This window comes from Ancylobacter sp., assembly GCF_965249975.1.
Taxonomy (GTDB): Bacteria; Pseudomonadota; Alphaproteobacteria; order Rhizobiales; family Xanthobacteraceae; genus Ancylobacter.
Window position 1 is genome coordinate 260,246 of the sequence record NZ_CBDFNE010000003.1, and the last position, 23,227, is coordinate 283,472.

Sequence of the window (23,227 nt, forward strand, 5' to 3'; positions counted from 1 at the left end):
GGGGCATATAGGGTACCCCCCTATCCTATGTCGCACCTCATGACGCCCAATCCGGCTCTGCTTGCCCGTGTCCAGCGCATCGCCGGGCAGGTGGCGGCGATCGAGCGTAGCCTAGCCGGCGGTGCTGATTGCGCCGATCTCCTGCACCTCGTCGCCGCCACGCGTGGCGCCATCGGCGGCCTGATGGAGAAGATCATCGAAGAGCATCTCCACGCCCATGTCGCCGATCCCGACCTCACCCCCGCCGCCCGGGTCGAGGGCGCGCGCGAGCTGATGGACGCCATCCGCCGCTACAGCAAATAGGTCCCGCCATGGCCCCGCTGCCGGATCCGCAGGCCTTCGCCCACCCGCACCAGTTTCTCAGCGCCACGCATGACGAGAGTTCGCGGCGCACCCGGCTCGTCGTGCTGTTGACGGCGGTGATGATGGTCGGGGAAATCGCCGCCGGGTTCACCACCGGCTCCATGGCCCTGCTGGCCGACGGGTTCCACATGGCGACCCATGCCGGCGCGCTCGGCATCGCCGCCCTCGCCTATGGCTATGCCCGCCGGCATGCGGCGGATGCCCGCTACAGTTTCGGCACCGGCAAGGTCGGCGATCTCGCCGGCTTCGCTTCGGCGGCGATCCTTGCCATCGTCGCCGCCGCGATGGCGTTCGAATCGCTGCTGCGGCTGTACCACCCAGTGGAGGTGGCGTTCGGCGAGGCCGCGCTGGTGGCGGTGCTGGGGCTGATCGTCAATCTGGTCAGCGCCTTCCTGCTCGGCGGCGGCCACGCGCATGCGCACGGTCATTCGCATGGCCATAGCCACGATCACGATCACGGACACCAGCACCCGCATCACCACGCGGTCGGCGGCGGCGACAATAATCTGCGCGGCGCCTATTTGCATGTGCTGGCCGACGCGCTGACCTCGGTGCTCGCCATTTTCGCGCTCATCGCCGGCGGCAGCCTGGGCTGGGTGTGGCTCGACCCGGCCATGGGCGTGGTCGGCGGCCTCGTCATCGCCCGCTGGGCGTGGAGCCTGATGCGCGACACCGCCGCCGTGCTGCTCGACGCCACCGATGCGGAGGTGGCGGGCGAGGTGACGGAGGCCGTTGAGGGTCCCGGCGATGTCCGCATTGCCGATCTGCATGTCTGGCGCATCGGGCCGGAGGCGCATGCCGCCATCATCAGCGTCGTCGCGCCGTTGGGCATCACCTGCGACGCCATCCGCGCCCGGCTGACGCCGGTGCATGAACTGAAACACGTCACGGTCGAGTGCCGGCACGCAGCGTGAGAGAGGCGGTCACAGCTTCGCGAAGGGTGGGCGGGCTAACCTTCTGGAAACCATACGGGCGTTAATCGGAAACAATCGGCGCGCGTGAGCACTCTCTCCGCCCACCTGCCGTCGATCCGCCTTGATGCGACGCTAGCCGAGCTGCCATGAACCTGTTGCGCACCTTCTTCCTGCTCGGCTTCGCCCTGCTCCTCGCCGGCTGCGCGAGCATGGACGGCGACGATCGCGGCTCGATTCCCATTCCGCAGAAGCTGATGCAGGAGATGGCGGCCAAGGGCATGACGCCCGACGACCCGATCATGGTGCGCATCTACAAGCAGGAGAGCGAGCTGGAGGTGTGGAAGCGCACCCGTTCCGGCCGCTATGCCCTGCTCAAGACCTATCCGCTCTGCCGCTGGTCGGGCAAACTCGGGCCGAAGACCCGCGAGGGCGACCGGCAGGCGCCGGAAGGCTTCTACACCGTCACGCGCAGCCAGCTGAACCCGCGCTCGCAATATTACCTCTCGTTCAATCTCGGCTATCCCAACGCGCTGGAACAGGCGCTCGGCTACAGCGGCAGCGCGCTGATGGTGCATGGCGCCTGCACCTCCGCCGGCTGCTACGCCATGACCAATGACGGCGTGGGCGAGGTCTATGCGCTGGCGCGCGACGCGCTCGCCGCCGGCCAGCCGGGCTTCCAGGTGCAGTCCCTGCCCTTCCGCATGACGCCGGCCAATCTGGCCGAGCACCGCGCCAACCCGAACATGCCCTATTGGCGCAATCTGAAGGAAGGCACCGACCTGTTCGCCGTCACCCGCGTGCCGCCCAATGTCTCGGCCTGCGGCGGGCGCTACCGTTTCACGCCGGGCACTCAGCCCGCGCCGGCTCTGACCGATCCGCTCGCGCCCTGCCCGGCGATCGCCCCCGACGCCGCCCTCGTGGCGGCGGCGAGCAAGCAGGCGCAGGACGAGCAGACCATCGCCGCCCTCGCCGCCAGCCACCCGCCGGCCAATGCCTCCTATGTCGATGGCGGCATGCACCAGAGCTTCCGCGACATTCTGCGCCGCTCCGGCCCGCAGAAGCTCGCGGCGATGACCTCGGGCGGCAAGGTCCCGGTGAGCGAGCCGACCGCCGCTCTCGCCGACCCCTATAAGGGCGCCGAGCAGAGCTATGAGGAAGGCGACAGCGCCAATTAGAGCGTTTTCGAGCGAAGTGGATACCGGTTCGCGTGAAGAAAACGCGACAAAGCAAATAACTACCGGCGCCTTGCCATCTTCCCCCGGCCGGCGCTTTGCGGCAGATAGGCCCTTCACGCTGAGGCAAGAGGCGAGATGGCCACCCGAATGACCCCGAGCGAGATGCTGGCCACGGCCCGCCATCTCAAGCGCCTGCCCTTCACGGAAGCCGATCTCGCCATGATCCGCTCCGGCACGCCGGCGGTGGCGCCGAAGCTGTCGGCGAAATATGAGCCCTCCGAGGGGTTCTATTACCTCGCCGCGCCCTCGCTCCATATGGAGTTCGTCGTGGTGAAGGAGGTGCGGCTGCGCCTGCCCTTCCTCACCCTGCCGCGCTACGTCATCCTCATGGGCTTCGAGCATGGCGAGACATGGGAAATCGGGCCGACGGTGAAGCGCCTGCGTGCCGTGCCCTACATCTTCCAGCGCATGGCGGCGGCCGATAGCTGGCTCGACAGCGAATATGGGCGCAAGAAGTAGCGGCCGGCTCAGCCGATCCGCACCGGCGGCGGGCGGCCGCCGACCAGCAGCAGGTCGCTCTCATCCTTGAGCGTCACCCCGGTGACGCGGCGCGCCAGCGCCTCTTTCAGCAGCCAGGCGAGCTTGAAGGCGGCATGCTCGTGTGAGAGCCCCTCGCCGCGCACGTTGGAAATGCAGTTGCGCTCCGCATCGGAACGCCCGGCGCGCGGCGCGAAGGTGAGGTAGAGCCCGAGACTGTCCGGCGAGGACAGGCCCGGCCGTTCGCCGATCAGCACCACGCAGGCGCTGGCGTTCAGCCGCTCGCCCACCTCGTCCCCCAGAGCCACGCGCGCCTGCGACGCGACACAGACCGGCCCGACGCTCCAGCCGGCCTCGGCGATCCGCGCCTTGAAGGCGGAAAGGAACGGCACCGCCTGCGCGTGGATCGCGGTGGAGGAGAGCCCGTCCGCGACGACGAGCGCGAGATCGACCGGCGCCCTCGCCCGCGCCTCCAGCAGCGCCCGGCTTTCGTCGGAGAGCCGGCGCCCGAGATCGGGGCGGCGCAGATAGGCGTCGCGGGCCGGGGCGGCGGAGGTCACTTCCAGAGTTTCGAATCCGAGCGCCGCGACTTCGCTCGCCATGCGGGCGGAATCGAACGGCAGATGCACCGCGTCGCGCGCCTGGGCATGGGCGAGCGCGAAGCGCAGCACCTCGCGCGTCGGCAGACCGGTGCCGGCGCGCCCCAGCGCGATGCGGGCCGGGGTGATCCCGGCCAGCCGGCGCCAGCTGTCCTCGATCACCGCCGCATCGATCGGCTCGGCGGCGGCTGCGTCTTCCCGCACCTCGCTCATGCCGCCAGCTCCGGCGCGGCGGCGAGCAGCGGGTGGCTGCCGCGCTGCGTCTTCAACCGCCCGCCGGGATCGGTGATGCCCATGCGCTGCAGCCATGCCTCGAATTCCGGCGCCCGCTTCAGCCCCAGCACCTCGCGCAGGTAAAGCTGGTCGTGGAATGAGGTGGACTGGTAGTTCAGCATCACGTCGTCCGAGCCGGGAATGCCCATGATGTAGGTCACGCCCGCCGCGCCGAGCAGCGTCATCAGCGTATCCATGTCGTCCTGGTCGGCCTCGGCATGGTTGGTGTAGCAGACGTCGCAGCCGAGCGGCACGCCCATCAGCTTGCCGCAGAAATGGTCCTCCAGCCCGGCGCGGATGATCTGCTTGCCGTCATAGAGATATTCCGGCCCGATGAAGCCGACCACGGTGTTCACCAGCAGCGGCTTGTAGGGACGGCAGACCGCATAGGCGCGCGCTTCCAGCGTCTGCTGGTCGACGCCGTAATGGGCGTTGGCGGAAAGCGCCGACCCCTGGCCGGTCTCGAAATACATCACATTGTCGCCAAGGGTGCCGCGCTTGAGCGACAGCGCCGCCTCGCGCCCTTCCTTCAGCGTGGCGAGGTCGATGCCGAAGGAGGCGTTCGCCTTCTGCGTGCCCGCCACCGACTGGAAGACGAGGTCCACAGGCACCCCGCGATTGATCACCTCGGTGGAGGTGGTGACATGGGTGAGCACGCAAGCCTGCGTCGGGATCTCGAAGCGCTGGATGATGCCGTCGATGAGCTTCAGCAGTTCGCTCAGCACCGGCACGCTGTCGGAGGCCGGGTTGATGCCGATCACGGCATCGCCGCAGCCATAGAGCAGCCCGTCGAGGATGGAGGCGGTGACGCCGGCGGGATCGTCGGTCGGATGGTTGGGCTGAAGCCGCACCGCCATGGTGCCCGGCAGGCCGATCGTGTTGCGGAACCGCGTCACCACCCGGCACTTCTTGGCGACCGCGATAAGGTCCTGGTTGCGCATCAGCTTGGACACCGCCGCCGCCATTTCCGGCGTGATCGCCGGAGCGAGGGCAGCGAGAGCCTCGCTGGTGGCGCCGGTTGAGAGCAGGAAGTCGCGAAAATCGCCCACCGTCATGTGCGAGATCGGGCGGAAGGCGGCGGCGTCATGCGTGTCGATGATGAGCCGGGTGACCTCGTCATCCTCATAGGGCACCAGCGCCTCGTTGAGGAAGGTGGTCAGCGGCACGTCGGCGAGGCACATGCGGGCGGCGACATTCTCTTCCGCCGTCGCGGCCGCGATGCCGGCCAGCATGTCGCCGGAGCGTAGCGGCGTCGCCTTCGCCATCAGGTCCTTCAGATCGGCGAAGGCGTAAACATGCGATCCGGCGACGGTGCGGTAGGCCATGGGCAGGTTCCCTCGGCGCCCGTGCTCAACATGGCGCCATGGGCAAAATGTACCCTGCTGCCGCCTGACGGCAAGGCGCAACTTCGCTCGTCCCCTCTCGACGCCGCAAGGCTGGCATACCACGCTGGACGCCGCCCGAGCCGGCCGTTACCACGCGCCGGAAATCCTCGGAGGAAACGCCATGGCTACCTTCATTCTCATTCACGGCTCCTGGCATTGGGGCGGCTGCTTCCAGAAGGTGGCGAACCTGCTCGGCGCCGCCGGCCATGCCGTGATCGCGCCGGACCTCGCCAGCCACGGATTCGATCCCACCCCGACCGCCGCCGTTACCGACATTTCCATCTACGCCGCTCCGGTGCGCGCGGCGCTGGAATCGATCGAGGGCAAGGCGATCCTCGTCGGCCATTCCGTCGGCGGCGCCACCTGCACCTGGCTGGGTGAGGAAATGCCAGAGCGCATCGAGGCGCTGGTCTACCTCACCGGCTTCATGGCGCCCAATGGCAAGAGCGCGCGCGACTTCGTCATGACCCCGACCTATCTCAAGGACTCGGCCATCGTGGAGACGCAGGGCATGCTGCGGCTCGGCAAGGAGGGGCTCGGCCTCGATCTCTCCCGCCGCGACCTCATCGCCCGTTCGCTCTATTCCGACTGCAGCGCGCATGACATCGACCGCGCGCTGCCCAATCTCGTGCGCCTCACCCCGCACGCGCCCTTCGCGGCGGTTTCGGCCATTACCCCGCACCGCTTCGGCCGGCTGCGCCGGCACTATATCGAGTGCCTCAGGGATCGCGGCCTGCCGCTGGCCGTGCAGCGGGAGATGCAGGCGGCGGTGCCGGGCGCGCAGGTCCACGCGCTCGACACCGGCCATTCGCCGTTCTTCAGCGCGCCGGAGGCCGTGGCGGAGCTGTTATTGAACATCCGCTGAGCCCGCCGGGCCACACCCGGCCCTCATCCGGCGGGGAAAGGTCCGCGCCCCCTTTCCCGCCGGCCCCGGCACCCGCTAGCCTGACGAGACTTCCAGAAGCCCGAAGGCTCACAAGAGGCTCGTATGTCCGATCAGGAAAAGCTCGCCGCGCTGCGCGCAAAATATGCCGGCGTCGGCGGTGGCGTCGTCTATGACGAAACCTTCAAGCGCGTCGCCGAAATGCAGTTCAAGGACGGCGAAAAGCGCGTCTGGCCCTGGGCCGGCGCCGCCACGCTGCTCGACGCGCCCTATCGCCCGGACGCGCAGGAACTGGCCGATTTCGCCGGGCTCGACATGGCGCTGATCGGGGTGCCGATGGATCTCGGCGTCACCAACCGCGCCGGCGCCCGCCTCGGCCCGCGCGCGGTGCGCGCCATCGAGCGCGTCGGGCCTTATGAGCATGTGCTCGGCATGGTCCCCGCCGCCGAGGCCAAGGTGGCGGACATTGGCGACGTGCCGTTCCGCTCGCGCTTCAGCCTCGATTCCTGCCATGAGGATATCGAGGCCTTCTACAAGAAGATCGTCGCGGCCGGGGTGATTCCGCTTTCCTGCGGCGGCGATCATTCCATCACCGGCTCCATCCTCAAGGCGGTGGGCGAGAAGCGACCGGTGGGCATGCTGCACATCGACGCCCATTGCGACACGTCCGGCACCTATGAGGGCGCGAAGTTCCACCATGGCGGCCCGTTTCGCAACGCGGTGCTCGACGGCGTGCTCGACCCGGCGCGCACCATCCAGATCGGCATTCGCGGCGGCGCGGAATTCCTGTGGGAGTTCTCCTATGAGAGCGGCATGACCGTGATCCATGCCGAGGAGGTCACTGGCCTCGGCGTGCCCGCCATCATCGCCAAGGCGAAACAGGTGCTGGGCGACGGGCCGGTCTATGTCTCCTTCGATGTCGACAGCCTCGACCCCGCCTTCGCCCCCGGCACCGGCACGCCGGAAATCGGCGGCCTGACCTCGCGCGAGGTGCTGGAACTGCTGCGCGGGCTCAACGGGCTCGACGTGATCGGCGGCGATGTGGTGGAAGTCGCCCCGCAATATGACGCCACCTCCAACACCGCCCATGCGGCGGCGCAGGTGCTGTTCGAGATCTTCTGCCTGGCGGTGACGGCGCACAAGGCGCGGAAGGGTTCCTGATGCGCCTCGCTCTGTGGCAGACGGCGGGCGATCCCGGCAACGAGCCCGCCGCTAATCTCGACCGTCTGGAAGCGGCGGCCGCAAAGGCTGCGGAAGGCGGTGCCGACTTGCTGCTGGCGCCGGAAATGTTCCTCACCGGCTACAATATCGGCCGCGAGGCGGCGTTGGCGAAGGCGGAACCGGAGGAAGGCCCCAGCGCCCGCCGCGCCGCCGACATCGCCCGCGCGCACGGAATCGGGCTTTGCTACGGCTATCCCGAGCGCGGCGATGGCGGGGCGATCTACAATTCCTGCCTGCTGCTCGACAAGGACGGCACGCGCCTGCTTAATTTCCGCAAGACGCATCTGTTCGGCGATCTCGACCGGGCGATGTTCGCGCCCGGCGAGGGCACGGCGGAACTGGCCCGCTTCGAGGGCTACGGCGTCGGCATGCTCATCTGCTACGACGTGGAATTCCCCGAAGCGGTGCGGGCGCTGGCGCTGGCGGGCGCCGACCTCGTTCTGGTGCCGACCGCCAACATGAAGCCCTATGACGCGGTGTCGCTCTATGTCGTGCCGGCCCGCGCCTTCGAGAACGAGCTTTATGTCGCCTATGCCAATCGCTGCGGCGTCGAGGGTGATCTCGACTATATGGGGCTGAGCTGCGTCGGCGATCCCATGGGGGGCAATCTGGTGCTGGCGGGCGACGGCGAAGAACTCATCTTCGCCGATCTCGATCCGGCCCGGCTGCGCGAAGCCCGCCGTCTCAGCACCCATCTCGGCGACCGACGGCCGGAAGTCTACGGGCGGCTCTAGTCACCGCCTCAAAACGACGACTCCCGGAACGGCCTTTCGACCGTCCGGGAGTCCCTTACTGCGTAGAGCTGCGCTCAGTGCGCCGGCTGCTCGCGGCCGACCGTGACCGGCGCCGCTTCCGCCTCCACCGCGCTGCGGGCGATCAGCCGCGCACGCATCGGCTTCAGCACGAACAGGGCGAGCAGAGCGGCGACGGCGTTGAGCCCGACCGCGATGGCGAACACCGCGTACCAGCCATAGATCGAGGCCACGACGCTGGCGAGCGGCACCAGCAACGCTGCCGTGCCCTTGGCGGTGTAGAGCATGCCGGCATTGGTGGCGGCGAACTTCGAGCCGAACGTGTCGCCGCAGGTCGCCGGGAACAGCGAGTAGATTTCACCGAACACGCCGAAGAAGCAGGCGGTGGCCAGCACGAACACCAGCGGGTTCGAGCCGTGGAACACCATCACGAGCAGCATCACCGCCGCCGTGCCGAAGGCGATGAACATCGTGTTCTCACGGCCGATCCGGTCGGAGACATAGCCGAAGACCGGGCGGCCGAAGCCGTCGAAGATGCGGTCGAGCGAGATGGCGAGTGTCAGCGCCGCGGCCGAGATACCGAAGATGCTGACCGGCGTGTCGGCAACGCCGAGATCATGCGCGATCGGCCCGATCTGCGCCGCCGCCATCAGGCCGCCGGACGCGACCATGACGAACATAAGATAGAGCAGCCAGAACACCGGCTTGCCGAGCGTCTGCGACGGCGGATAGTCCACCTTGCTCTGCGGGATGCGCAGCGCCTTCTTCGGCGCGGCAATCTTGAACGACGGCGGATAGAGGAACTGCGCCGCGATCAGCACGATCAACCCCTGGCCGAGGCCAAACCAGAAGAACGCGGTCTGGTAGCCATGCGCGGCGATGGTGTTGGCGATCGGCACCACGGTGAGCGCCGCGCCGGCGCCGAAGCCGGCGGCGGTGGCACCGGCCGCGAGGCCGCGCCGATAGGGGAACCATTTCAGCGCATTGCCGACGCAGGTGCCATAGACCGAGCCGGCACCAATGCCGCCGCACACGGCGCCGACATAGAGCATGGTGAGCGAGCCGGCATAGGAATTGATGACCCAGGCCAGCGCGATCATGACCGCGCCGAAGCTCAGCACGACGCGCGGGCCGTAGCGATCGACGAACCAGGCCTCGACCGGCACCAGCCAGGTTTCGGTCAGCACGAACAGCGTGAACGCGGTCTGGATCGCCGCGCGGCCCCAGCCATGCGCCTGGTCGATCGGGTCGACGAACAGCGTCCAGCCATATTGAAGATTGGCGATCATCGCCATGCAGAGAATGCCGCAGCCGAGCTGGAACCAGGGTTCCCAGGGGCGGACCGCCGTCGTCTTGGTGTCCATTGACGTCTCCTCAACCTGATGAATGCCGCACAGCTCTTCGTGGCTGCTTCATGCCCCGCCGGTCCCGTCGAAAAGCGATAATCGCCCCATTCCCTCCGGAAAGAGTCGACGCGCCGTCCCAAGAAAAATGATCGGAACTAGACTACCGAGCGCGATCCCATGACCCAGCGTAAACACTCGATGCCATACGGCAGGTCGTCATAAGATTGATACGATAGATATCATTAATGTCAGCGGATTCAACATGAAATATACCAACGTATAGTGACGTAACGCCAATTGCTTTTATTTCACACCCCATAGCAAACACATCTTTATTCGGATAAGATAAACGAAGATTTTGCCTCTTCTTGTCACGATGACAGCCGTTAAGGCAGCTCGCGGCAAGGACGTGACGAGCCCCCTGCCCTAGCGTCCCGACGCACCACGCGGCTCTCTGTTCGGTCAAAGCTCTTTAGCCGGCGGGCGACACGCCGCTCGCAAGCCGGCGATCCGCTACGGACGCCGCAGAGGAAGCGGGCCAGGGGCGCCGTCGTCGGGCAAGCGCCACCTTCATCTCACGGAACCGGGAGGCCGGTCGCCGCGTTCTGTTACCGCTCGCCTGCCGGCTCATCGTCAGCAGGCGGAGGCCAACGGGGAAAATCATGAACCGAACTGTCCTGACCGTCGCCGTCGTCGTGCTTGCCTGTGTGGCCGGCTTCTTCGCCTACCGCGCCTATGAGCGCGACCAGAATTCGCTGCAGATCGAAGTGGGCCCGCAGGGTGTAAAGGTCGACCCGCCGGGCTGATCGCGCTCCTCCGCCTGCGGGGCGCCTGGCAGTCCTGCCGGCGCCCCGGCTGTTTTTCCCGGCCCGATGCTCTGGATCATTTCAGCTTTGGTCGCGTTTTCTTCACGCGAACCGGTATCCACTTCGCTCGAAAACGCTCTAAAAGCGCCTCCGATATCCCCCAGCCGCGCTGCCTCTTGCGCTTCACGCTGCCGTTCGGAGTGCCGTCATGTCGTCCACCCTTGCCGCCGGGTCCGCCGGCGCGGTCGCCAATCCCCGCTCGCGCGTCATTCTGGCGAGCCTGATCGGCACCACCATCGAATTCTATGATTTCTACGTCTACGCCACGGCGGCGGTGCTGGTGTTTCCGCACCTGTTCTTTCCGCCCGGCAATGAGACCACGGCGCTGCTCGCCTCCTTCGCCATTTTCGGCGCCGCCATGGTGGCACGGCCGCTGGGGGCGATCTTCTTCGGCCATCTCGGCGACAAGCGCGGGCGCAAGGTGACGCTGGTCGGCGCGCTGCTCACCATGGGCATCGCCACCTTTCTCATCGGCCTGCTGCCCACCTTCCACCAGGCCGGCTGGTTCGCCCCGGCGCTGCTTGTGGTGATGCGCCTCGCCCAGGGCTTCGCCATCGGCGGCGAATGGAGCGGCGCGGCGCTGGTAGCGACCGAGAACGCCCCGCCCGGCAAGCGCGCGGTCTATGGCACCTTCCCGCAGCTCGGCGCGCCGCTGGGGTTCATCCTGGCCAACGGCCTGTTCCTCCTCATCGCCGCGCTGCTGCCCTCGGAAGACCCGACGCGCCCGTCCGATGCCTTCCTCGAATGGGGCTGGCGTATCCCCTTCCTGTTCTCCATCGTCATGGTGGCGGTCGGCCTGTGGGTGCGCCTGCACCTCGTGGAAAGCACGGCGTTCAAGAAGACGGTGTCGGACGGCAAGGTGCACAAGCTGCCGCTCGCCTCGGTGTTCCGCACGCATTTCCGCCAGCTGGTGCTCGGCACCTTCTACATGCTGGCGACCTATGTGCTGTTCTACCTGATGACCACCTTCTCGCTGAGCTATGGCCGCGCCGGCACCGCGGCCGCCCTGCCCGGCCTCGGCTATGACTACACCACCTTCGTGCTGATGATGATCATCGGCGTGGTGTTCTTCGGCGTCTTCACCATGGTCTCCGGCCCGTGGGCCGACCGCTGGGGCCGCCGCCGCACGCTGATCGGGGTGACGCTGGCCATCATGGCATTCGGCCTTCTCTGGGTGCCGATGCTCGCCGGCGGCACGTTCGGGGTGATGGCCTGGCTCATCCTCGGCTTCAGCCTGATGGGCATGACCTTCGGCCCGATGGGCGCACTGCTGCCGGAGCTGTTCCCGGCCAATGTGCGCTACACCGGCTCGGGCATCGCCTACAACGTCTCCTCCATCCTGGGCGCGGCGGTGGCGCCCTTCATCGCCGTCGCGCTGTGGGCGTGGGGCGGTGGCAGCCCGTTCTGGGTCGGCGTCTATCTCACCGCCATGGCGAGCCTCACTTTGCTGGCGCTGCTGCTCGGCAAGGAGACACGCGACGTGGATATCGAGGCCTAGCAGGCCCCACCGACCGGCTTGCATCGGCACCCTCCACATGCAAATGATACATTGTATCACTTCGCATGTGGAGCGTCGCCATGCCTGACACACGTCTTCCGGTCACGGTCCTTTCCGGCTTTCTCGGCGCCGGCAAGACCACCCTGCTCAACCATGTGCTGGCGAACCGCGAGGGGCTGCGCGTCGCGGTGATCGTCAACGACATGTCGGAGGTGAACATCGACGCCGAGCTGGTGCGGGCCGGTGACGCCAATCTCTCGCACACGCAGGAAAAGCTGGTCGAAATGACCAATGGCTGCATCTGCTGCACCCTGCGCGACGATCTACTCGCCGAGGTGAAACGCCTCGCCGATGAGGGACGCTTCGACTATCTCCTCATCGAATCCACCGGCATCGCCGAGCCGCTGCCGGTCGCCGCCACCTTCGAGTTCCGCGACGAGGATGGCTTCTCACTCTCGGATGTCGCCCGGCTCGACACCATGGTGACGGTGGTGGACGCGGCCAACCTCCTGAGGGATTTCGGCTCGCGCGATTTCCTGCGGGATCGCGGCGAGATCGCCGGCGACGAGGACAGCCGCACGCTGGTCGACCTGCTCACCGACCAGATCGAATTCGCCGACGTGATCGTGCTCAACAAGGTGTCCGATGTCGCGCCCGCGCGCCGCAAGGAGGTCCGCGCCGTGGTCAAGGCGCTGAACCCGGACGCGCTGATCATCGAGACCGATCAGGCGCATGTGCCGCTCAAGGACATTCTCGGCACCGGCCGCTTCGATTTCGAGCGCGCCCATGAGCACCCCACCTGGTTCAAGGAGCTGAACGGCTTTCGCGACCATGTGCCGGAAACCGAGGAATACGGCATTTCCAGCTTCGTCTACCGCGCGCGCCGGCCGTTCCACCCCGAGAAGTTCAACGCCTTCCTCGCCCGCACCTGGCCGGGGCTGGTCCGGGCCAAGGGGCTGTTCTGGCTGGCGACGCGGCCGCGCCGGGTCGGCGAGATGTCGCTTGCCGGCGCCATCTGCCGCACCGGCTCGATCGGCCAGTGGTGGGCGGCGATTCCGACCGAGCATTGGCCGACTCAGCCCGACTGGCGCTCCTGGCTGCGCCAGCACTGGACGCCCGGCTATGGCGACCGCCGGCAGGAACTGGTGTTCATCGGCGTCAATCTCGACGAGGCCGGCATCCGCGCGGCGCTCGACGACTGCCTGGTCGGCCCGCTGCGGCCGACGCTGTTCGACCCCGAGCCGCTGAAGCATCTGCCCGATCCATTCCCCACCTGGGAGCGCGTGCCGGCCTGAGCCGCACGCGGCGCCCGCCGTGGCTCAGGCGCGCCCCGCCAGCAGGCCCTGCATCGAGCGGGCGATGTCGGCGGGGCGATAGGGCTTGGCGAAGAACAGGCTTCCCTCCGGCATTTCGGCCGTACCGGCGATTCGGTTGCCGGAGGTGACGATGATCTGCACCGGCGGCCAGCGCTTACGCACGGCGGCGGAGAGCTTCAGACCGTCCATGCTGCCGGGCATGTCGATATCGGTGAACACCAGCCGGATGGCGGGGATGGCCTCCAGAATCGCCAGAGCCTGGTCGGCGCTGGCGGCCTCATGCACTTCGAACCCCTGCTCGGCGAGATAGTCCGCAATGTCGAAGCGCACCAGCGGCTCGTCTTCCACCACCAGCACTGCAATTGGCATCGTCGAAAACCCCCGGCATGGCACAAGGCACAATGCCATGGCGAGCGGCAACGCGGCATGTCGAAGAATGATCCCGTTCTTGCCGTGCCACATTTTCGTGACGCACGACGGCGGATCGGCAAAGACCTGATTCACGTCGCGTTCTTGCCGCTTGTCGCGAAGGCCGGGAAGGGTCTATGAAGTCGCCTTCAATGCCGCGCCCCGTGGGGTCGCGTCTCCCTTCGCCCCGTCACCCCACGACAGGCGACCGCGCCGGTTCTCACGAACCGCCCAACCAGCAGCTTCGCTGCATGTGATCGGACACGAATTGCAGGTCCTCGTTCGCGACAACAATGTCGAACAAGCTATGCGCGTTCTCAAGAAGAAGATGCAGCGCGAAGGCATCTTCCGCGAGATGAAGGCGCGCCGCGCCTATGAGAAGCCCTCCGAGCGCCGCGTGCGCGAAGACGCCGAAGCGGTTCGCCGCAGCAAGAAGGCCGCGCGCAAGCAGGCCATCCGCGAAGGGCTCATCGCCGCCCCGAAGAAGAAGCCGATGGTTGGCCGTGGCGCGCCCCGCCCCGCCGCCCCGGTGGCCGAATAAAAATAAATTTGCCGGGGGTTGTGAGATTTCCGCAACCCCGGTACGATAAGATATCGATCTTGGACGTTGAACTTTGTTTTGCGCAGCTTTGCGCCGTAGCGAACTTCCTCTCAAATCGATGTCAACCTGATGCGCGCGTTCCGACGCGCCATCAAATATCTATGTCGACTGAAAGGATTTAGTCATGGCGACAGGTACTGTGAAGTGGTTCAACGGCCAGAAGGGCTTTGGTTTCATTCAGCCGGACAACGGCGGCCCGGACGTGTTCGTTCACATCTCGGCGGTTGAGCGCGCCGGTCTGATGGGCCTCAATGAGGGCCAGAAGATCTCCTACGAGCTCGAGACCGACCGCCGCAGCGGCAAGAGCTCGGCCGGCAGCCTCAAGGCTGCGTGACGAGACTGCTTCCGGTCAGTGACCACGGATGTACTGGCGCGGACCGTTGAGGCAGAAGTGGGAAGGCCGGGGAGACCCGGCCTTTTTCGCGTTTACAAAGGGATGTCGCGCATGGCGAGAAAAGCACCGGAAACCCCCTTCGTGCCCAAGCTCTCGCAATCCGAGAGCAAGGCCGAGACGGTGTCGCGCATTGCCATGTCGATGATCGAAAGCGACACGGTGAGCCGGGACGCCAAGATCGCCCGCCTGCGCGAGGCGCGCCTCGCCCGCGAAGCCGCGGACAGCGCCGCCGCCCCCGCCCCCACCAAGCCCGCCCGCCGCACCGTCAAGCGCTAGCCTGCCCGAAAGCCGCCATGCCCGATTCCCTTGCCACCAAGCTCAAGACCCTGCGCAACCGCCTGCTGACCGAGCAGCGCGACCTCATCACCCGCGCCGCCGAAATCGACGCCCTGCCCTCCGACAAGACGCTGCAGAAGATCGCCACCCTTGAGGTCGCCATCGGCGCCGTCGAATCGCTGCTGGACGAGCAGGCCGGGACTCCCGCCGCCAAATAGGCGGCGCGCGGCTCAGCCCGCCGCCCGCAGGCCCTCGGCGAGGCAGCGAAACGCCGCAATCGCCTTCGGCAGAGCCTGCGCCGGTGCGGGGCTTGCCGCCGTCCACAGCGCCGCATTCAGCGCCGCCCCGTTGAGCAGGCACGCCGCCGCCTCCGGGTCCACCGGCTTCAGCACACCTTCGGCCACCAGCGTCTCGACCGTCCGCCGCGTCGTGGCGAGGCAGGCATTCTGGCTCGGCCATTGCGAGGGATCGCCGAGCACGGCGGGGCCATCGAGCAGCACGATGCGCTGCACCTCCGGCTCCAGCGCCATTTCGATATAGGCCACCCCCTCCGCCAGCAGGGCCTCCCAAGGCGAAGACTCGCGGGCGGCCAAGGCCTGGGCCCGCGCGGCCATTTCGCTGTCGATCTGCTGCACCACCGCCGCCAGCAGGCCGCGCTTGTCGCCGAAATTGTGATAGAGCGCGCCGCGCGTCAGCCCGGCGGCGGCGGTGAGTTCGTCCATCGAGGCCTCGGCATAGCCTTGTTCGGCGAAGGCCTTGCGCGCCGCGGCGATCAGCTTGGCGCGCGTCGCTTCCATCTTCTCCGCCCGCCGTCCTAAGGCCATGCCGCGCCCTCCCCCTTATCCGTCGCCCTGCGGTTGACATACGTCGCGTATGCGATAATTTCACATACGATCCGTATATCACATCGTCCCGCGCCGGGAAGTCCCCGCGCGGGCGGAACGACAGGACAGACCCATGCGCGACGCCATTTTCCCCGCCGGCCGGCAAGTTCTCTATGAAAAGCACGGCTATTCCGGCGCCGTCCGTTCCGGCGATCTGCTGTTCGTCTCCGGCCAGGTCGGCAGTAGGTCGGATGGCAGCGCCGAGCCGGATTTCGCCCGCCAGGTCGACCAGGCCTTCGCCAATCTGCAGGCGGTTCTCGCCGCCGCCGGGGGCAGCCTCGACGACGTCATCGACGTGACCACTTTTCACACCGACCCCGAGCGCCAGTTCGACACGGTCCTGGCGGCGAAGGCGAAGGCCTTTCCCGCAGCGCCTTATCCCGCATGGACCGCCGTCGGGGTGAACTGGCTCGCCGGTTTCGATTTCGAGATCAAGGCCATCGCGCGCCTGCCCCAGACGGGCGCGGCGCCGCGCTGACCGGCGCCGCAACAAGCGGCCGGAGGTGAGAAACGCCTGATAGGCGAGACTTTCCCGCCGAGCCATGTCTCCAGCCCACCCATTGCCGCATGGTTGCGGCGATGGGAGGGCCGGACCAGCGATAGAGTCCGTCGCCTTCACACATCCGGTGAAAGGCGAGGCCGGTTGTCGGCCCGCATTGGTCCGCCTTCGCTCGCCGGGGCGCCCTGTATTAGATGGTGCAATTGCGTAGGGGCATGCACTGGACGGTTGCGTTCCGTGGCGATAGGTGTAGGTGCACCCGAAGCAACCTGAGCGCGATCCATGCCTCTGTCGCCCCACTCGGAGATCGTTCGACGATCTCATCCGTTCGAGGCCGCCATCGGTGACACCCAGGTTCTGCTGGATGTCGAGCAGGGGTTCTATTTCGGGCTCAACTCGGTTGCCTCGCGCATCTGGCAGCGGCTCGAACACCCCGTGCGGGTCAGCGACCTCTGCGTGTTGCTCAAGGCAGAGTACGACGGCGAGGAAGCCCGCATCGACGCCGAAGTGCTGGCCTTTCTGGCGCAGCTCGAAGCCCAGAACCTCATCGATGTCAGTGGGTGACGGCGCCGCTCATGACCGATCGCCTTCTCTGCGGCTGGCGCGTCCGTTCCACGGTCGCCTTGCCCGAGCTTCTTGAGTGGCAGGGCGACGACCGGTCGCCAGACCTCACGGTTCGCCTTGGCGAGGTTGACGACAGCCTGCCCGGCGGGCGGACGATCAGCCCATGGCTGCAGATCGACGGCACCGGCACCGGCCTGTTGCAGGTGCCGATGGTGGGGCGGTTCCTTGTGCAGCCGTCGGGCGACATCACCATCGCGCCGGATCCGGAGGCGAGCGACGCCGAGATCCGGTTGTTCCTGCTCGGCTCGGTGCTCGGTCTGGTCTGCCATCAGCGTGCCCTGCTGCCGCTGCACGCGTCTAGCGTGATTATCGAGGGTGGCGCGGTCGCCTTCTGCGGTCCCTCCGGCATGGGCAAGTCCACACTGGCGCTGCGCTTCGCACGGCGCGGGCACGCGGTCGTGTCTGACGATGTCTGTGTTCTCGACACGGGCAGCCCCGCCCGGGTGCGGCCCTCCTTTCCGCGGCTGAAACTCTGGCGCGATGCGCTGGAAGACGCAGCGCTCTCGACGGAAGGCTTGGAGCGCAACCGGCGCGGGCAGGACAAGTTCCACTTCATCGAACCGCAGGCGGGGGTGCGGGAGCCCGTGCCCCTGCGCGCCCTCTTCCTGCTGCGCCGGACCACGCGTGGCGAACAGGAAGGCATCGAGCGCCTTTCCACGCCGCTCAATATCCTCGCGGCGCTGGAGACAGACACATTTCGGATGCCGATCGGCCGGGCGCTGGGGGCGGAGAAGGCGTTGTTCCAGGCGCGCACCCTGATTGCCGGCACGGTGCCCGTCTATACGCTCCGGCGCCAGCCGGATGCGCCGCCCGAGCGCTGGCTCGACGCCATCGCCGCCACCGTGCGCGGATGAGCGGCCTCACTCTCCTCGCCTCCTATCCGAAGTCCGGCAACACCTGGTTGCGGGCCTTCCTGGCCAGCCACCTGCGCGGCGGCGAGCCGGTCGATCTCAATGTCGATCTGGCACGGATTGGAAATCTGAGCGCGCGGGCGCTGCAGGATCGTCATGCGGGGCTGGAGCATGCCGACCTGACGCCGCACGAGGTTGCCCTGCTTCGCCCACTGACCAGCCGTCGCATCGCGCACCAGCAGCCGGGCTTCTATAAGGTGCATGACTGCCATCTCGCGCCGCCCGGCGCGCACGAGCCGGCGACCCCGGCCGATGCGATAAACCGTGTCGTCTACATCGTTCGGGATCCGCGCGACGTGGCGATCTCGCTGGCGCATCATTTCGGCTGGTCGATCGCCGCCAGTGTCGACCAGATGGCGGATACGACCTTCCGCATAGGCTGCTCTTCACCCCGCCTCAACGCGAATGTCGAGCAATGGGTGTCGTCCTGGAGCGCCCATGTGGAGAGTTGGCTCGACGCAGCGGGTCTGCGCCTGCTGCTGCTGCGCTATGAGGACCTGCTGGCCGACCCGCAGCAGCGTTTCACCGAGCTCTGCCGTTTCCTGGATCTCGACGATACGCGCCCGGCGGTCAGCCGGAGCCTGGAGGCCAGCCGATTCAGCGTGCTCGCCGGCCAGGAAGCCCGCGCGGGATTCCGCGAGCGTTACCATACCTCCACCGCACCCTTTTTCCGCGAAGGGGGCGCCGGCGGCTGGCGCTCGGCGCTGGCGCCGGAACCGGCGGAGCGCCTCGCCGCCGACCACGGCCGGGTCATGGCGCGCCTGGGCTATCGGTAGGCGCCCCCCGGCATCCGCAGCCTCAGCAGCGCTAGCCGTTGCCGCCCTCGACGCGGCGGATGAACCGGCCGGCGGTGAGCGCCCGGCTGAAAGCGCAGAGATAATCGGCATTCGCCTCCTCGCTGCGGTCATCGCTGCCTGGCCAAGCGTCGAGCAGCGCGTCCATGCGGTCGAGATCGAGGCACTCGCTGGCGAAGGGGCTGTTGCGCAGCCGCGCCATTTCCGCCCGCAGGCCGGGCAGCGCCTCCTGAAAGCCGACCCGCCAGTCGGCCGCCTGCAACCCCTTGCGCCGCTCGTTCAGCACGACATCCGGCACCAGCCCCCGCATCGCCCGGCGAATGAGCGAGCGCGGCACGCCGCCACGCGCGAACTGCTCCTCGGGAATGGACAGGCACAGTTCGACCACGCGCCGGTCGCTGGTCGGATCGCGCACGTCAATGCCGAACAGCCGCCGAGTCGCCATGGCGTGGTGGCCGCGATGATCCGTGCGGTCGAGAACCGCGAGACGCAGGGCGCGGCTGTCGCCCGGCGTCAGATTGCGCAGGCGACCACCCAAGGTGCTCGCACGGTCGGTGAGACCCGACTGCTTCAGGAAATCCGGGTGGATGGCGGAGTAGTCGAACACGCCCGTCGGCGCCCGTCCCAGCAGAGAGCGGAGGCGGCGGCTCAGGCCCTGCGGCAGCAGCGAGTCGGCGGCCTCGCCGGCAATGCCGAGCCAGGAGCGCCCCGCGCCCCGCCGTAGATCGACGATGGCGCGCCATGTGCCGGCGATATCGGCGTCGCGGAGCCGGCCTGCGAGCCTCAGACCGCCGTCATAGCTGATGGTCATATTGCCCATCGCGCCAACCAGAAGGACGTCCAGCCGCCGCCGTCTCGCCTCCCGATGGATGGCGTCGATCCAGACCGTGTTGCTGGTGTTAAGGACGGGCCAGTCGATAGCCGCCTCACGCCGGTAGAGCGCGTCGAGCAGCGGTTCGGCATCATTGTCAATTCGCACATGCTCGATCCTGGGGTAGAGCGACGCCACCGCGGCGGAGTGGGGCCACTCATCGGTGAAGCGGTTGGGCCTCGCCGGCTGCGGATGGCGCGGCGCGGCGGTGAAGGCCGTGAGTTCCCGCCCCTCGGCCGCCAACCGCCGTGCCGCGAGCGCCGTGACACTCGCACTGTCAAGCCCGCCGGAGAGATCGCTGCCGATACGCTCGCCCGGTCGGATGCGGGCACGCACGGCCTCATCCAACGTTTCGCGGAGAACCTCTTCATAGTCTTCGTCGCGCGGCAGGTGCAGTACAGGCACGTCCTCCGGCCGCCACCAGCGCTCCAGCGCGTATTCGCCGCGTGCCCAGCGCACGCAATGGCCGGGCGGCACGCGGTTGATGCCGCGAAAGAAGGTGCGCAGCGGCTCGCGCGGCAGCATGCACAGCCAGGCCGCCATCTGGTCGCGGTCGATCTCGCGCGGCACGTCGGGGCAGGCGAAAAGCCCGCGCTGCTCGGTGGCGAACAGCAAGCGGCCACGATCGGTCCAAAAGAACAAGGTGCGCAGGGCGCCGGGATCAGTGGCGAGGCAAAAGGCGCGCGCGTCCCTGTCCCAGATCGCGCAGGCATAGTCGCCGATCAGATGGGTGAAGCAGTCCCTACCCCAGCGGTGATAGGCCGCCAGCAGCAGCGCGCCCGTATCGGTGGCCGCGGCGAGGCCGAGACGGTTCAAGAGGTCGTCGCGATTGTCCAGGCGGCCGTCGAAGCCGAGGATCGCCCGGCTGTCCTGGGCGGTAATCGCGTCCTCGCAGGCGGCGAGAACGCACTCAGCGGCGACCGTCGAGGAAGGAGCGCGTGCCGAGCGCCTGAGAGCGGCCAGGCACCGCTCCGCTGTTCCGGGCGCCAGATTCAGCCCGCCGCAAAATCCCATGGAGGATGCCTTGTGGCCGCCTGCGCCGCCATTCCGAGCTGCAATTGAAGGCGTTTATCTCCACGCCGTACGCGACACGGTTAACAAGCCAAGCGCCGCGCCAGGGCGCATCAGAATCGCCCCCCGGTCCGCGCCCTAGGATGTGCCATCGCCGTCAGCCTCATTGCTACCGCCGACCTGCGCGCTGGCCATGGGCGCAACCTCAAGTATCGGCACCTCCCATCGCGGCTTGTCGACCGGCGCTTCCTTTACGACATCCGCGTTGACGGCCTCGTCCGATCCGCTTGCCATCCCGGCTACCCTATCCGTTTCATCGTTGACCCTTGGTGATGTGAATCTTGTCGCGCCGACACGCGCGCGTCAAATGCCGGTGCGCCTCAAAGTTGCGAAACCGAAAGTAATTTTGCCGTCAGACGGCCTCTTTACAGGCTCTGGTTGCATCGCTAGATTCTGCACAACTTAGGCATGCATTCTCCTTGAATGCACGTCGTTATCCAGCGGGGGCGTTGAAAGATGGCTGAGGCATATTTCGGTGAGATTCGCCTTTTTCCCTACGACAGGGTGCCGAAGGACTGGGCGCGGGCGGAGGGGCAGGAAATCCCTATAAATCAGAATCAAGCGCTGTTCGCTTTGTTGGGAAACAGCTTTGGCGGCACCAAAGGCAAGACCTTCTGTCTGCCGGACCTGCGTGGGCGTGTTCCCCTTGGCGTCCGCGCTGAGCGGCAGCACATCGAGAACCCGTTTCGGCTGGGGAATATCGGCGGCGTCGAAAACGTCAGCCTTGGTCAAATGAACCTTCCCGTCCACGCCCACGACTTCAATGCCTGCAAAGAAGTGGGCGACATCAATGACGCGACAGGCGCCAACGTTGGCGCGGTGGCGAAGGATAATATGACCCCCCAGAACGAGCGTCTGCTTTACGGGCCCGATACCGGCGCGACGGCTGACAAGGTGAGCCTGCACCCCGCCTCGCTGTCACTTGCGGGCGGGGGCGCGGTACATGAGAACATGCAGCCATTTGCGGTCGTCAGCTACTGCATCTGTCTGCAGGGCAACTGGCCAAGCCGGGATTGAGAAGCAACCATGGAATATTATCTGGGTGAAATCAGGCTCTTCGCCGGCAATTACGCTCCGAGCGGCTGGGCTCTCTGTAACGGCCAGACCTTGGCGATCGCGCAATACCAAGCCCTGTACCAACTCATCGGCACGAGTTGGGGCGGGGACGGCAGATTGACCTTTCAGCTGCCGGATCTGCGGGGTCGGCTGATGATCGGCAGTGGACAGGGTCCGGCACTCACCTCCCGTTCGATTGGCGAGAAGGGCGGCAGCGAGACGGTGAGACTGTCTCTCGGCCAGATCCCCCCGCATACACATGGCTTGATCGCCTCGAACAATAAGGCGACCTCCAGCGTACCCGACCCCACACGTCTCTTTGCGGCAGCCGCCTCACCAACGGCGCCAGCCGGGAGCGAGGGCCTCCCCTATGCGGTGGCAGGCAAAACTCTCCGTCAACTCAATACGGACACCATCGGCGTCAGCGGCACTGGCGCCCCCCATGACAACATGATGCCCTGCTTCGCGATCAATCACATCATCGCGCTGACAGGGCTCTTTCCTTCGGTCATCTGAGGACGCCTCATGGAACCCTATATCGGTGAAATCCGTCTCTTTGCCCTGCCCTACGCCCCCCTCGGCTGGCTGGACTGCAACGGCACACTGCTTGATGTAGCCAGCCACACGACGCTTTTTTCCATTATCGGCTCCGTTTATGGCGGCGACGGAGAAAAGAATTTCGCCTTGCCCGATCTTCAAGGCCGCGCCGTCCTCGGAGCTGGGGCCGGAGCTGGCCTTGAACCCCGCCCTATCGGAAGCGTCGTGGGATTGGAGACCGAGGTCCTCACAACGCTGCACCTTCCACCCCACACGCACGAAGTGACGACCTACTCAAACGGCGAAGACGACGAGCTTTCCGATAAAGCCACCGGTATTCACTTTCTGTCCCGTTACAAAGTGAAGGGCAGCACCAAATTGGCGAAGTACTTCCTGAAGCCCCCGGCGGGTAAGCACATCTCGAACGTCAAACTGTCGGCGAGGACCATCTCCCCCTTCGGCGGCAGCCAGCCGCATGAAAACATGCAGCCCTACCTTACCCTGCGCTACTGCATCGCCAATGAAGGGATATATCCTGTGCCGCAATGAAACCCTTCGATCCGCCCCCTGGGCCAGACGACGACCCCAGCGTCGCTGGCCCGGCGTCTTCCGGATGCCCCCACCTCTCCCTCCGCCCCGAAACCCCGGACGACGCCCCGTTCCTCGCCGCGCTGTTCGCCAGCGTGCGCGGTCCGGAATTCGAGGGCAATGGCTGGCCGGAGGAGGTCCGCGACGCCTTTCTGGCCCAGCAGTTCCGCTTCCAGTCCGCCCATTACGCCCACCACTATGCCGATGCCGATTTCAGTATCGTCGAGCGGCACGGCGCGCCTGTCGGCCGCTTCTACCTCCACCGGGGGCTGACGGATCATCGCATCGTCGATATCAGCCTGCTGCCGGAGGCGCGCAATCAGGGGCTTGGCGGCGCGCTGCTGGACATCGCCTGCGCCGAGGCCGACCGGCTCGGGCGCGTTGCCTCCCTCCATGTCGACAAGAGCAATCCCGCCCAGCGGCTTTACGCTCGCAAGGGTTTCATCCGGGTCGGCGAAAGCGGGCCGCGCTGGCACATGATCCGGGCGCCGGGGCCGGAAGCGCCGGCCGGGGCGCATGCCGAAACCGGCGCCTGAGACAGCGATCAAGAGCAGGTTCTGGAAGTGGGGTCCCGCCTCCTCTATA

General features: G+C 66.9%; 28 protein-coding genes. 22 read left to right on the forward strand and 6 right to left on the reverse strand.

What is annotated here, in order from left to right:
* Positions 1 to 27: 27 nt before the first annotated feature.
* The 4 genes from ACP2AH_RS01365 to ACP2AH_RS01380 all read left to right on the forward strand — a co-directional run bounded on the left by ACP2AH_RS01365 (position 28) and on the right by ACP2AH_RS01380 (position 2,971).
* Positions 28 to 303 carry a metal/formaldehyde-sensitive transcriptional repressor gene (locus tag ACP2AH_RS01365; protein WP_425104186.1) on the forward strand — a complete coding sequence of 92 codons (276 nt, stop codon included), beginning with the start codon at positions 28 to 30 and terminating at the stop codon, positions 301 to 303.
* Between the two features lie 8 nt (positions 304 to 311).
* Positions 312 to 1,277 carry a CDF family Co(II)/Ni(II) efflux transporter DmeF gene (gene dmeF / locus ACP2AH_RS01370; RefSeq protein ID WP_425104187.1) on the forward strand — a complete coding sequence of 322 codons (966 nt, stop codon included), beginning with the start codon at positions 312 to 314 and terminating at the stop codon, positions 1,275 to 1,277.
* Between the two features lie 146 nt (positions 1,278 to 1,423).
* Complete coding sequence (locus ACP2AH_RS01375) at positions 1,424 to 2,452, forward strand: L,D-transpeptidase family protein (RefSeq protein ID WP_425104188.1); 1,029 nt, start codon at positions 1,424 to 1,426, stop codon at positions 2,450 to 2,452.
* A 135-nt stretch (positions 2,453 to 2,587) separates the two neighbouring features.
* Entirely contained in the window at positions 2,588 to 2,971 is a 384-nt protein-coding gene (locus tag ACP2AH_RS01380) for a hypothetical protein (protein ID WP_425104189.1), read from the forward strand.
* 8 nt (positions 2,972 to 2,979) lie between these two features.
* On the opposite strand, the gene eutC is transcribed toward ACP2AH_RS01380, so the two are convergent.
* Both eutC and ACP2AH_RS01390 read right to left on the reverse strand, forming a co-directional pair.
* Positions 2,980 to 3,801 carry an ethanolamine ammonia-lyase subunit EutC gene (gene eutC, locus ACP2AH_RS01385; protein ID WP_425104190.1) on the reverse strand — a complete coding sequence of 274 codons (822 nt, stop codon included), beginning with the start codon at positions 3,799 to 3,801 and terminating at the stop codon, positions 2,980 to 2,982.
* Positions 3,798 to 5,186, reverse strand: a complete 1,389-nt coding sequence (locus ACP2AH_RS01390; RefSeq protein ID WP_425104191.1) for an ethanolamine ammonia-lyase subunit EutB — start codon at positions 5,184 to 5,186, stop codon at positions 3,798 to 3,800. Before ACP2AH_RS01390 ends, eutC begins: the two co-directional genes overlap by 4 nt.
* A gap of 181 nt (positions 5,187 to 5,367) precedes the next feature.
* Between ACP2AH_RS01390 and ACP2AH_RS01395 the strand changes: the two genes are divergently transcribed.
* The 3 genes from ACP2AH_RS01395 (at position 5,368) to ACP2AH_RS01405 (ending at position 8,084) form a co-directional block, all read left to right on the forward strand.
* Positions 5,368 to 6,111, forward strand: coding sequence for an alpha/beta fold hydrolase (locus ACP2AH_RS01395; protein WP_425104192.1), 744 nt, complete (start codon positions 5,368 to 5,370; stop codon positions 6,109 to 6,111).
* Positions 6,112 to 6,234: 123 nt separating this feature from the next.
* The gene (gene speB / locus ACP2AH_RS01400; protein ID WP_421697609.1) at positions 6,235 to 7,290 is read left to right on the forward strand and encodes an agmatinase; all 1,056 of its coding nucleotides are present in this window, start codon (positions 6,235 to 6,237) and stop codon (positions 7,288 to 7,290) included.
* Positions 7,290 to 8,084 (forward strand): carbon-nitrogen hydrolase family protein, encoded by a 795-nt coding sequence (locus ACP2AH_RS01405; protein WP_425104193.1) that lies wholly within the window; start codon positions 7,290 to 7,292, stop codon positions 8,082 to 8,084. Before speB ends, ACP2AH_RS01405 begins: the two co-directional genes overlap by 1 nt.
* Positions 8,085 to 8,158: 74 nt before the next feature.
* Here the strand turns inward: ACP2AH_RS01405 and oxlT are convergent, their stop codons facing one another.
* A complete protein-coding gene (gene oxlT / locus ACP2AH_RS01410; protein ID WP_425104194.1) occupies positions 8,159 to 9,466 on the reverse strand; it encodes an oxalate/formate MFS antiporter in 1,308 nt (435 codons plus the stop codon).
* Between the two features lie 644 nt (positions 9,467 to 10,110).
* On the opposite strand from oxlT, the gene ACP2AH_RS01415 reads away from it, so the two are divergent.
* From ACP2AH_RS01415 to zigA, 3 genes are all read left to right on the forward strand, one after another.
* Positions 10,111 to 10,254 carry a hypothetical protein gene (locus tag ACP2AH_RS01415; protein WP_244376795.1) on the forward strand — a complete coding sequence of 48 codons (144 nt, stop codon included), beginning with the start codon at positions 10,111 to 10,113 and terminating at the stop codon, positions 10,252 to 10,254.
* 208 nt (positions 10,255 to 10,462) lie between these two features.
* A complete protein-coding gene (locus ACP2AH_RS01420) occupies positions 10,463 to 11,812 on the forward strand; it encodes an MFS transporter (protein ID WP_425104195.1) in 1,350 nt (449 codons plus the stop codon).
* 80 nt (positions 11,813 to 11,892) lie between these two features.
* Positions 11,893 to 13,107: a zinc metallochaperone GTPase ZigA gene (gene zigA / locus ACP2AH_RS01425; protein ID WP_425104196.1), complete on the forward strand. Its 1,215-nt coding sequence runs from the start codon at positions 11,893 to 11,895 to the stop codon at positions 13,105 to 13,107.
* A gap of 24 nt (positions 13,108 to 13,131) precedes the next feature.
* Here the strand turns inward: zigA and ACP2AH_RS01430 are convergent, their stop codons facing one another.
* The gene (locus tag ACP2AH_RS01430) at positions 13,132 to 13,497 is read right to left on the reverse strand and encodes a response regulator (RefSeq protein ID WP_425104197.1); all 366 of its coding nucleotides are present in this window, start codon (positions 13,495 to 13,497) and stop codon (positions 13,132 to 13,134) included.
* Between the two features lie 307 nt (positions 13,498 to 13,804).
* Here ACP2AH_RS01430 and rpsU point away from each other — a divergent pair, with 307 nt between their 5' ends.
* From rpsU to ACP2AH_RS01450, 4 genes are all read left to right on the forward strand, one after another.
* Positions 13,805 to 14,077: a 30S ribosomal protein S21 gene (rpsU, locus tag ACP2AH_RS01435; protein WP_307018461.1), complete on the forward strand. Its 273-nt coding sequence runs from the start codon at positions 13,805 to 13,807 to the stop codon at positions 14,075 to 14,077.
* 184 nt (positions 14,078 to 14,261) lie between these two features.
* Positions 14,262 to 14,471 carry a cold-shock protein gene (locus tag ACP2AH_RS01440; RefSeq protein WP_421697603.1) on the forward strand — a complete coding sequence of 70 codons (210 nt, stop codon included), beginning with the start codon at positions 14,262 to 14,264 and terminating at the stop codon, positions 14,469 to 14,471.
* A 111-nt stretch (positions 14,472 to 14,582) separates the two neighbouring features.
* Positions 14,583 to 14,807, forward strand: a complete 225-nt coding sequence (locus ACP2AH_RS01445; RefSeq protein WP_425104198.1) for a hypothetical protein — start codon at positions 14,583 to 14,585, stop codon at positions 14,805 to 14,807.
* A gap of 17 nt (positions 14,808 to 14,824) precedes the next feature.
* Complete coding sequence (locus tag ACP2AH_RS01450) at positions 14,825 to 15,025, forward strand: hypothetical protein (protein WP_425104199.1); 201 nt, start codon at positions 14,825 to 14,827, stop codon at positions 15,023 to 15,025.
* Positions 15,026 to 15,037: 12 nt separating this feature from the next.
* Here the strand turns inward: ACP2AH_RS01450 and ACP2AH_RS01455 are convergent, their stop codons facing one another.
* Positions 15,038 to 15,631: a TetR/AcrR family transcriptional regulator gene (locus ACP2AH_RS01455; protein ID WP_425104200.1), complete on the reverse strand. Its 594-nt coding sequence runs from the start codon at positions 15,629 to 15,631 to the stop codon at positions 15,038 to 15,040.
* Positions 15,632 to 15,764: 133 nt separating this feature from the next.
* On the opposite strand from ACP2AH_RS01455, the gene ACP2AH_RS01460 reads away from it, so the two are divergent.
* From ACP2AH_RS01460 to ACP2AH_RS01475, 4 genes are all read left to right on the forward strand, one after another.
* Positions 15,765 to 16,169 (forward strand): RidA family protein, encoded by a 405-nt coding sequence (locus ACP2AH_RS01460; RefSeq protein ID WP_425104201.1) that lies wholly within the window; start codon positions 15,765 to 15,767, stop codon positions 16,167 to 16,169.
* 303 nt (positions 16,170 to 16,472) lie between these two features.
* A complete protein-coding gene (locus ACP2AH_RS01465; protein ID WP_425104202.1) occupies positions 16,473 to 16,754 on the forward strand; it encodes a PqqD family protein in 282 nt (93 codons plus the stop codon).
* An 11-nt stretch (positions 16,755 to 16,765) separates the two neighbouring features.
* On the forward strand, positions 16,766 to 17,668 hold the full coding sequence (locus tag ACP2AH_RS01470) for a hypothetical protein (protein ID WP_425104203.1): 903 nt from the start codon (positions 16,766 to 16,768) through the stop codon (positions 17,666 to 17,668).
* Entirely contained in the window at positions 17,665 to 18,501 is an 837-nt protein-coding gene (locus tag ACP2AH_RS01475) for a sulfotransferase domain-containing protein (RefSeq protein WP_425104204.1), read from the forward strand. Before ACP2AH_RS01470 ends, ACP2AH_RS01475 begins: the two co-directional genes overlap by 4 nt.
* A gap of 31 nt (positions 18,502 to 18,532) precedes the next feature.
* On the opposite strand, the gene ACP2AH_RS01480 is transcribed toward ACP2AH_RS01475, so the two are convergent.
* On the reverse strand, positions 18,533 to 20,404 hold the full coding sequence (locus ACP2AH_RS01480) for an asparagine synthetase B family protein (RefSeq protein ID WP_425104205.1): 1,872 nt from the start codon (positions 20,402 to 20,404) through the stop codon (positions 18,533 to 18,535).
* 513 nt (positions 20,405 to 20,917) lie between these two features.
* Between ACP2AH_RS01480 and ACP2AH_RS01485 the strand changes: the two genes are divergently transcribed.
* The 4 genes from ACP2AH_RS01485 to ACP2AH_RS01500 are packed head-to-tail and all read left to right on the forward strand — an operon-like array spanning position 20,918 to position 23,178.
* The gene (locus ACP2AH_RS01485) at positions 20,918 to 21,478 is read left to right on the forward strand and encodes a phage tail protein (RefSeq protein ID WP_425104206.1); all 561 of its coding nucleotides are present in this window, start codon (positions 20,918 to 20,920) and stop codon (positions 21,476 to 21,478) included.
* 9 nt (positions 21,479 to 21,487) lie between these two features.
* Positions 21,488 to 22,033 (forward strand): phage tail protein, encoded by a 546-nt coding sequence (locus ACP2AH_RS01490; protein WP_425104207.1) that lies wholly within the window; start codon positions 21,488 to 21,490, stop codon positions 22,031 to 22,033.
* A 9-nt stretch (positions 22,034 to 22,042) separates the two neighbouring features.
* The gene (locus tag ACP2AH_RS01495) at positions 22,043 to 22,603 is read left to right on the forward strand and encodes a phage tail protein (RefSeq protein ID WP_425104208.1); all 561 of its coding nucleotides are present in this window, start codon (positions 22,043 to 22,045) and stop codon (positions 22,601 to 22,603) included.
* Positions 22,600 to 23,178 carry an N-acetyltransferase family protein gene (locus ACP2AH_RS01500; protein ID WP_425104209.1) on the forward strand — a complete coding sequence of 193 codons (579 nt, stop codon included), beginning with the start codon at positions 22,600 to 22,602 and terminating at the stop codon, positions 23,176 to 23,178. The genes ACP2AH_RS01495 and ACP2AH_RS01500 overlap by 4 nt, the downstream gene beginning before the upstream one ends.
* Positions 23,179 to 23,227 lie beyond the last annotated feature (49 nt).

Coding starts and splice junctions, on each gene's coding strand:
- ACP2AH_RS01405 (WP_425104193.1), top strand. CDS start 7,290: ATGCGCCTCGCTCTGTGGCAGACGGCGGGCGATCCCGGCAACGAGCCC.
- zigA (WP_425104196.1), top strand. CDS start 11,893: ATGCCTGACACACGTCTTCCGGTCACGGTCCTTTCCGGCTTTCTCGGC.
- dmeF (WP_425104187.1), top strand. CDS start 312: ATGGCCCCGCTGCCGGATCCGCAGGCCTTCGCCCACCCGCACCAGTTT.
- eutC (WP_425104190.1), bottom strand. CDS start 3,801: ATGAGCGAGGTGCGGGAAGACGCAGCCGCCGCCGAGCCGATCGATGCG.
- oxlT (WP_425104194.1), bottom strand. CDS start 9,466: ATGGACACCAAGACGACGGCGGTCCGCCCCTGGGAACCCTGGTTCCAG.
- ACP2AH_RS01445 (WP_425104198.1), top strand. CDS start 14,583: ATGGCGAGAAAAGCACCGGAAACCCCCTTCGTGCCCAAGCTCTCGCAA.
- ACP2AH_RS01485 (WP_425104206.1), top strand. CDS start 20,918: ATGGCTGAGGCATATTTCGGTGAGATTCGCCTTTTTCCCTACGACAGG.
- ACP2AH_RS01495 (WP_425104208.1), top strand. CDS start 22,043: ATGGAACCCTATATCGGTGAAATCCGTCTCTTTGCCCTGCCCTACGCC.
- ACP2AH_RS01455 (WP_425104200.1), bottom strand. CDS start 15,631: ATGGCCTTAGGACGGCGGGCGGAGAAGATGGAAGCGACGCGCGCCAAG.
- ACP2AH_RS01395 (WP_425104192.1), top strand. CDS start 5,368: ATGGCTACCTTCATTCTCATTCACGGCTCCTGGCATTGGGGCGGCTGC.
- ACP2AH_RS01470 (WP_425104203.1), top strand. CDS start 16,766: ATGACCGATCGCCTTCTCTGCGGCTGGCGCGTCCGTTCCACGGTCGCC.
- ACP2AH_RS01480 (WP_425104205.1), bottom strand. CDS start 20,404: ATGGGATTTTGCGGCGGGCTGAATCTGGCGCCCGGAACAGCGGAGCGG.
- ACP2AH_RS01420 (WP_425104195.1), top strand. CDS start 10,463: ATGTCGTCCACCCTTGCCGCCGGGTCCGCCGGCGCGGTCGCCAATCCC.
- ACP2AH_RS01450 (WP_425104199.1), top strand. CDS start 14,825: ATGCCCGATTCCCTTGCCACCAAGCTCAAGACCCTGCGCAACCGCCTG.
- ACP2AH_RS01430 (WP_425104197.1), bottom strand. CDS start 13,497: ATGCCAATTGCAGTGCTGGTGGTGGAAGACGAGCCGCTGGTGCGCTTC.
- ACP2AH_RS01465 (WP_425104202.1), top strand. CDS start 16,473: ATGCCTCTGTCGCCCCACTCGGAGATCGTTCGACGATCTCATCCGTTC.
- ACP2AH_RS01415 (WP_244376795.1), top strand. CDS start 10,111: ATGAACCGAACTGTCCTGACCGTCGCCGTCGTCGTGCTTGCCTGTGTG.
- ACP2AH_RS01375 (WP_425104188.1), top strand. CDS start 1,424: ATGAACCTGTTGCGCACCTTCTTCCTGCTCGGCTTCGCCCTGCTCCTC.
- speB (WP_421697609.1), top strand. CDS start 6,235: ATGTCCGATCAGGAAAAGCTCGCCGCGCTGCGCGCAAAATATGCCGGC.
- ACP2AH_RS01500 (WP_425104209.1), top strand. CDS start 22,600: ATGAAACCCTTCGATCCGCCCCCTGGGCCAGACGACGACCCCAGCGTC.
- ACP2AH_RS01440 (WP_421697603.1), top strand. CDS start 14,262: ATGGCGACAGGTACTGTGAAGTGGTTCAACGGCCAGAAGGGCTTTGGT.
- ACP2AH_RS01365 (WP_425104186.1), top strand. CDS start 28: ATGTCGCACCTCATGACGCCCAATCCGGCTCTGCTTGCCCGTGTCCAG.
- ACP2AH_RS01390 (WP_425104191.1), bottom strand. CDS start 5,186: ATGGCCTACCGCACCGTCGCCGGATCGCATGTTTACGCCTTCGCCGAT.
- ACP2AH_RS01380 (WP_425104189.1), top strand. CDS start 2,588: ATGGCCACCCGAATGACCCCGAGCGAGATGCTGGCCACGGCCCGCCAT.
- ACP2AH_RS01475 (WP_425104204.1), top strand. CDS start 17,665: ATGAGCGGCCTCACTCTCCTCGCCTCCTATCCGAAGTCCGGCAACACC.
- ACP2AH_RS01490 (WP_425104207.1), top strand. CDS start 21,488: ATGGAATATTATCTGGGTGAAATCAGGCTCTTCGCCGGCAATTACGCT.
- ACP2AH_RS01460 (WP_425104201.1), top strand. CDS start 15,765: ATGCGCGACGCCATTTTCCCCGCCGGCCGGCAAGTTCTCTATGAAAAG.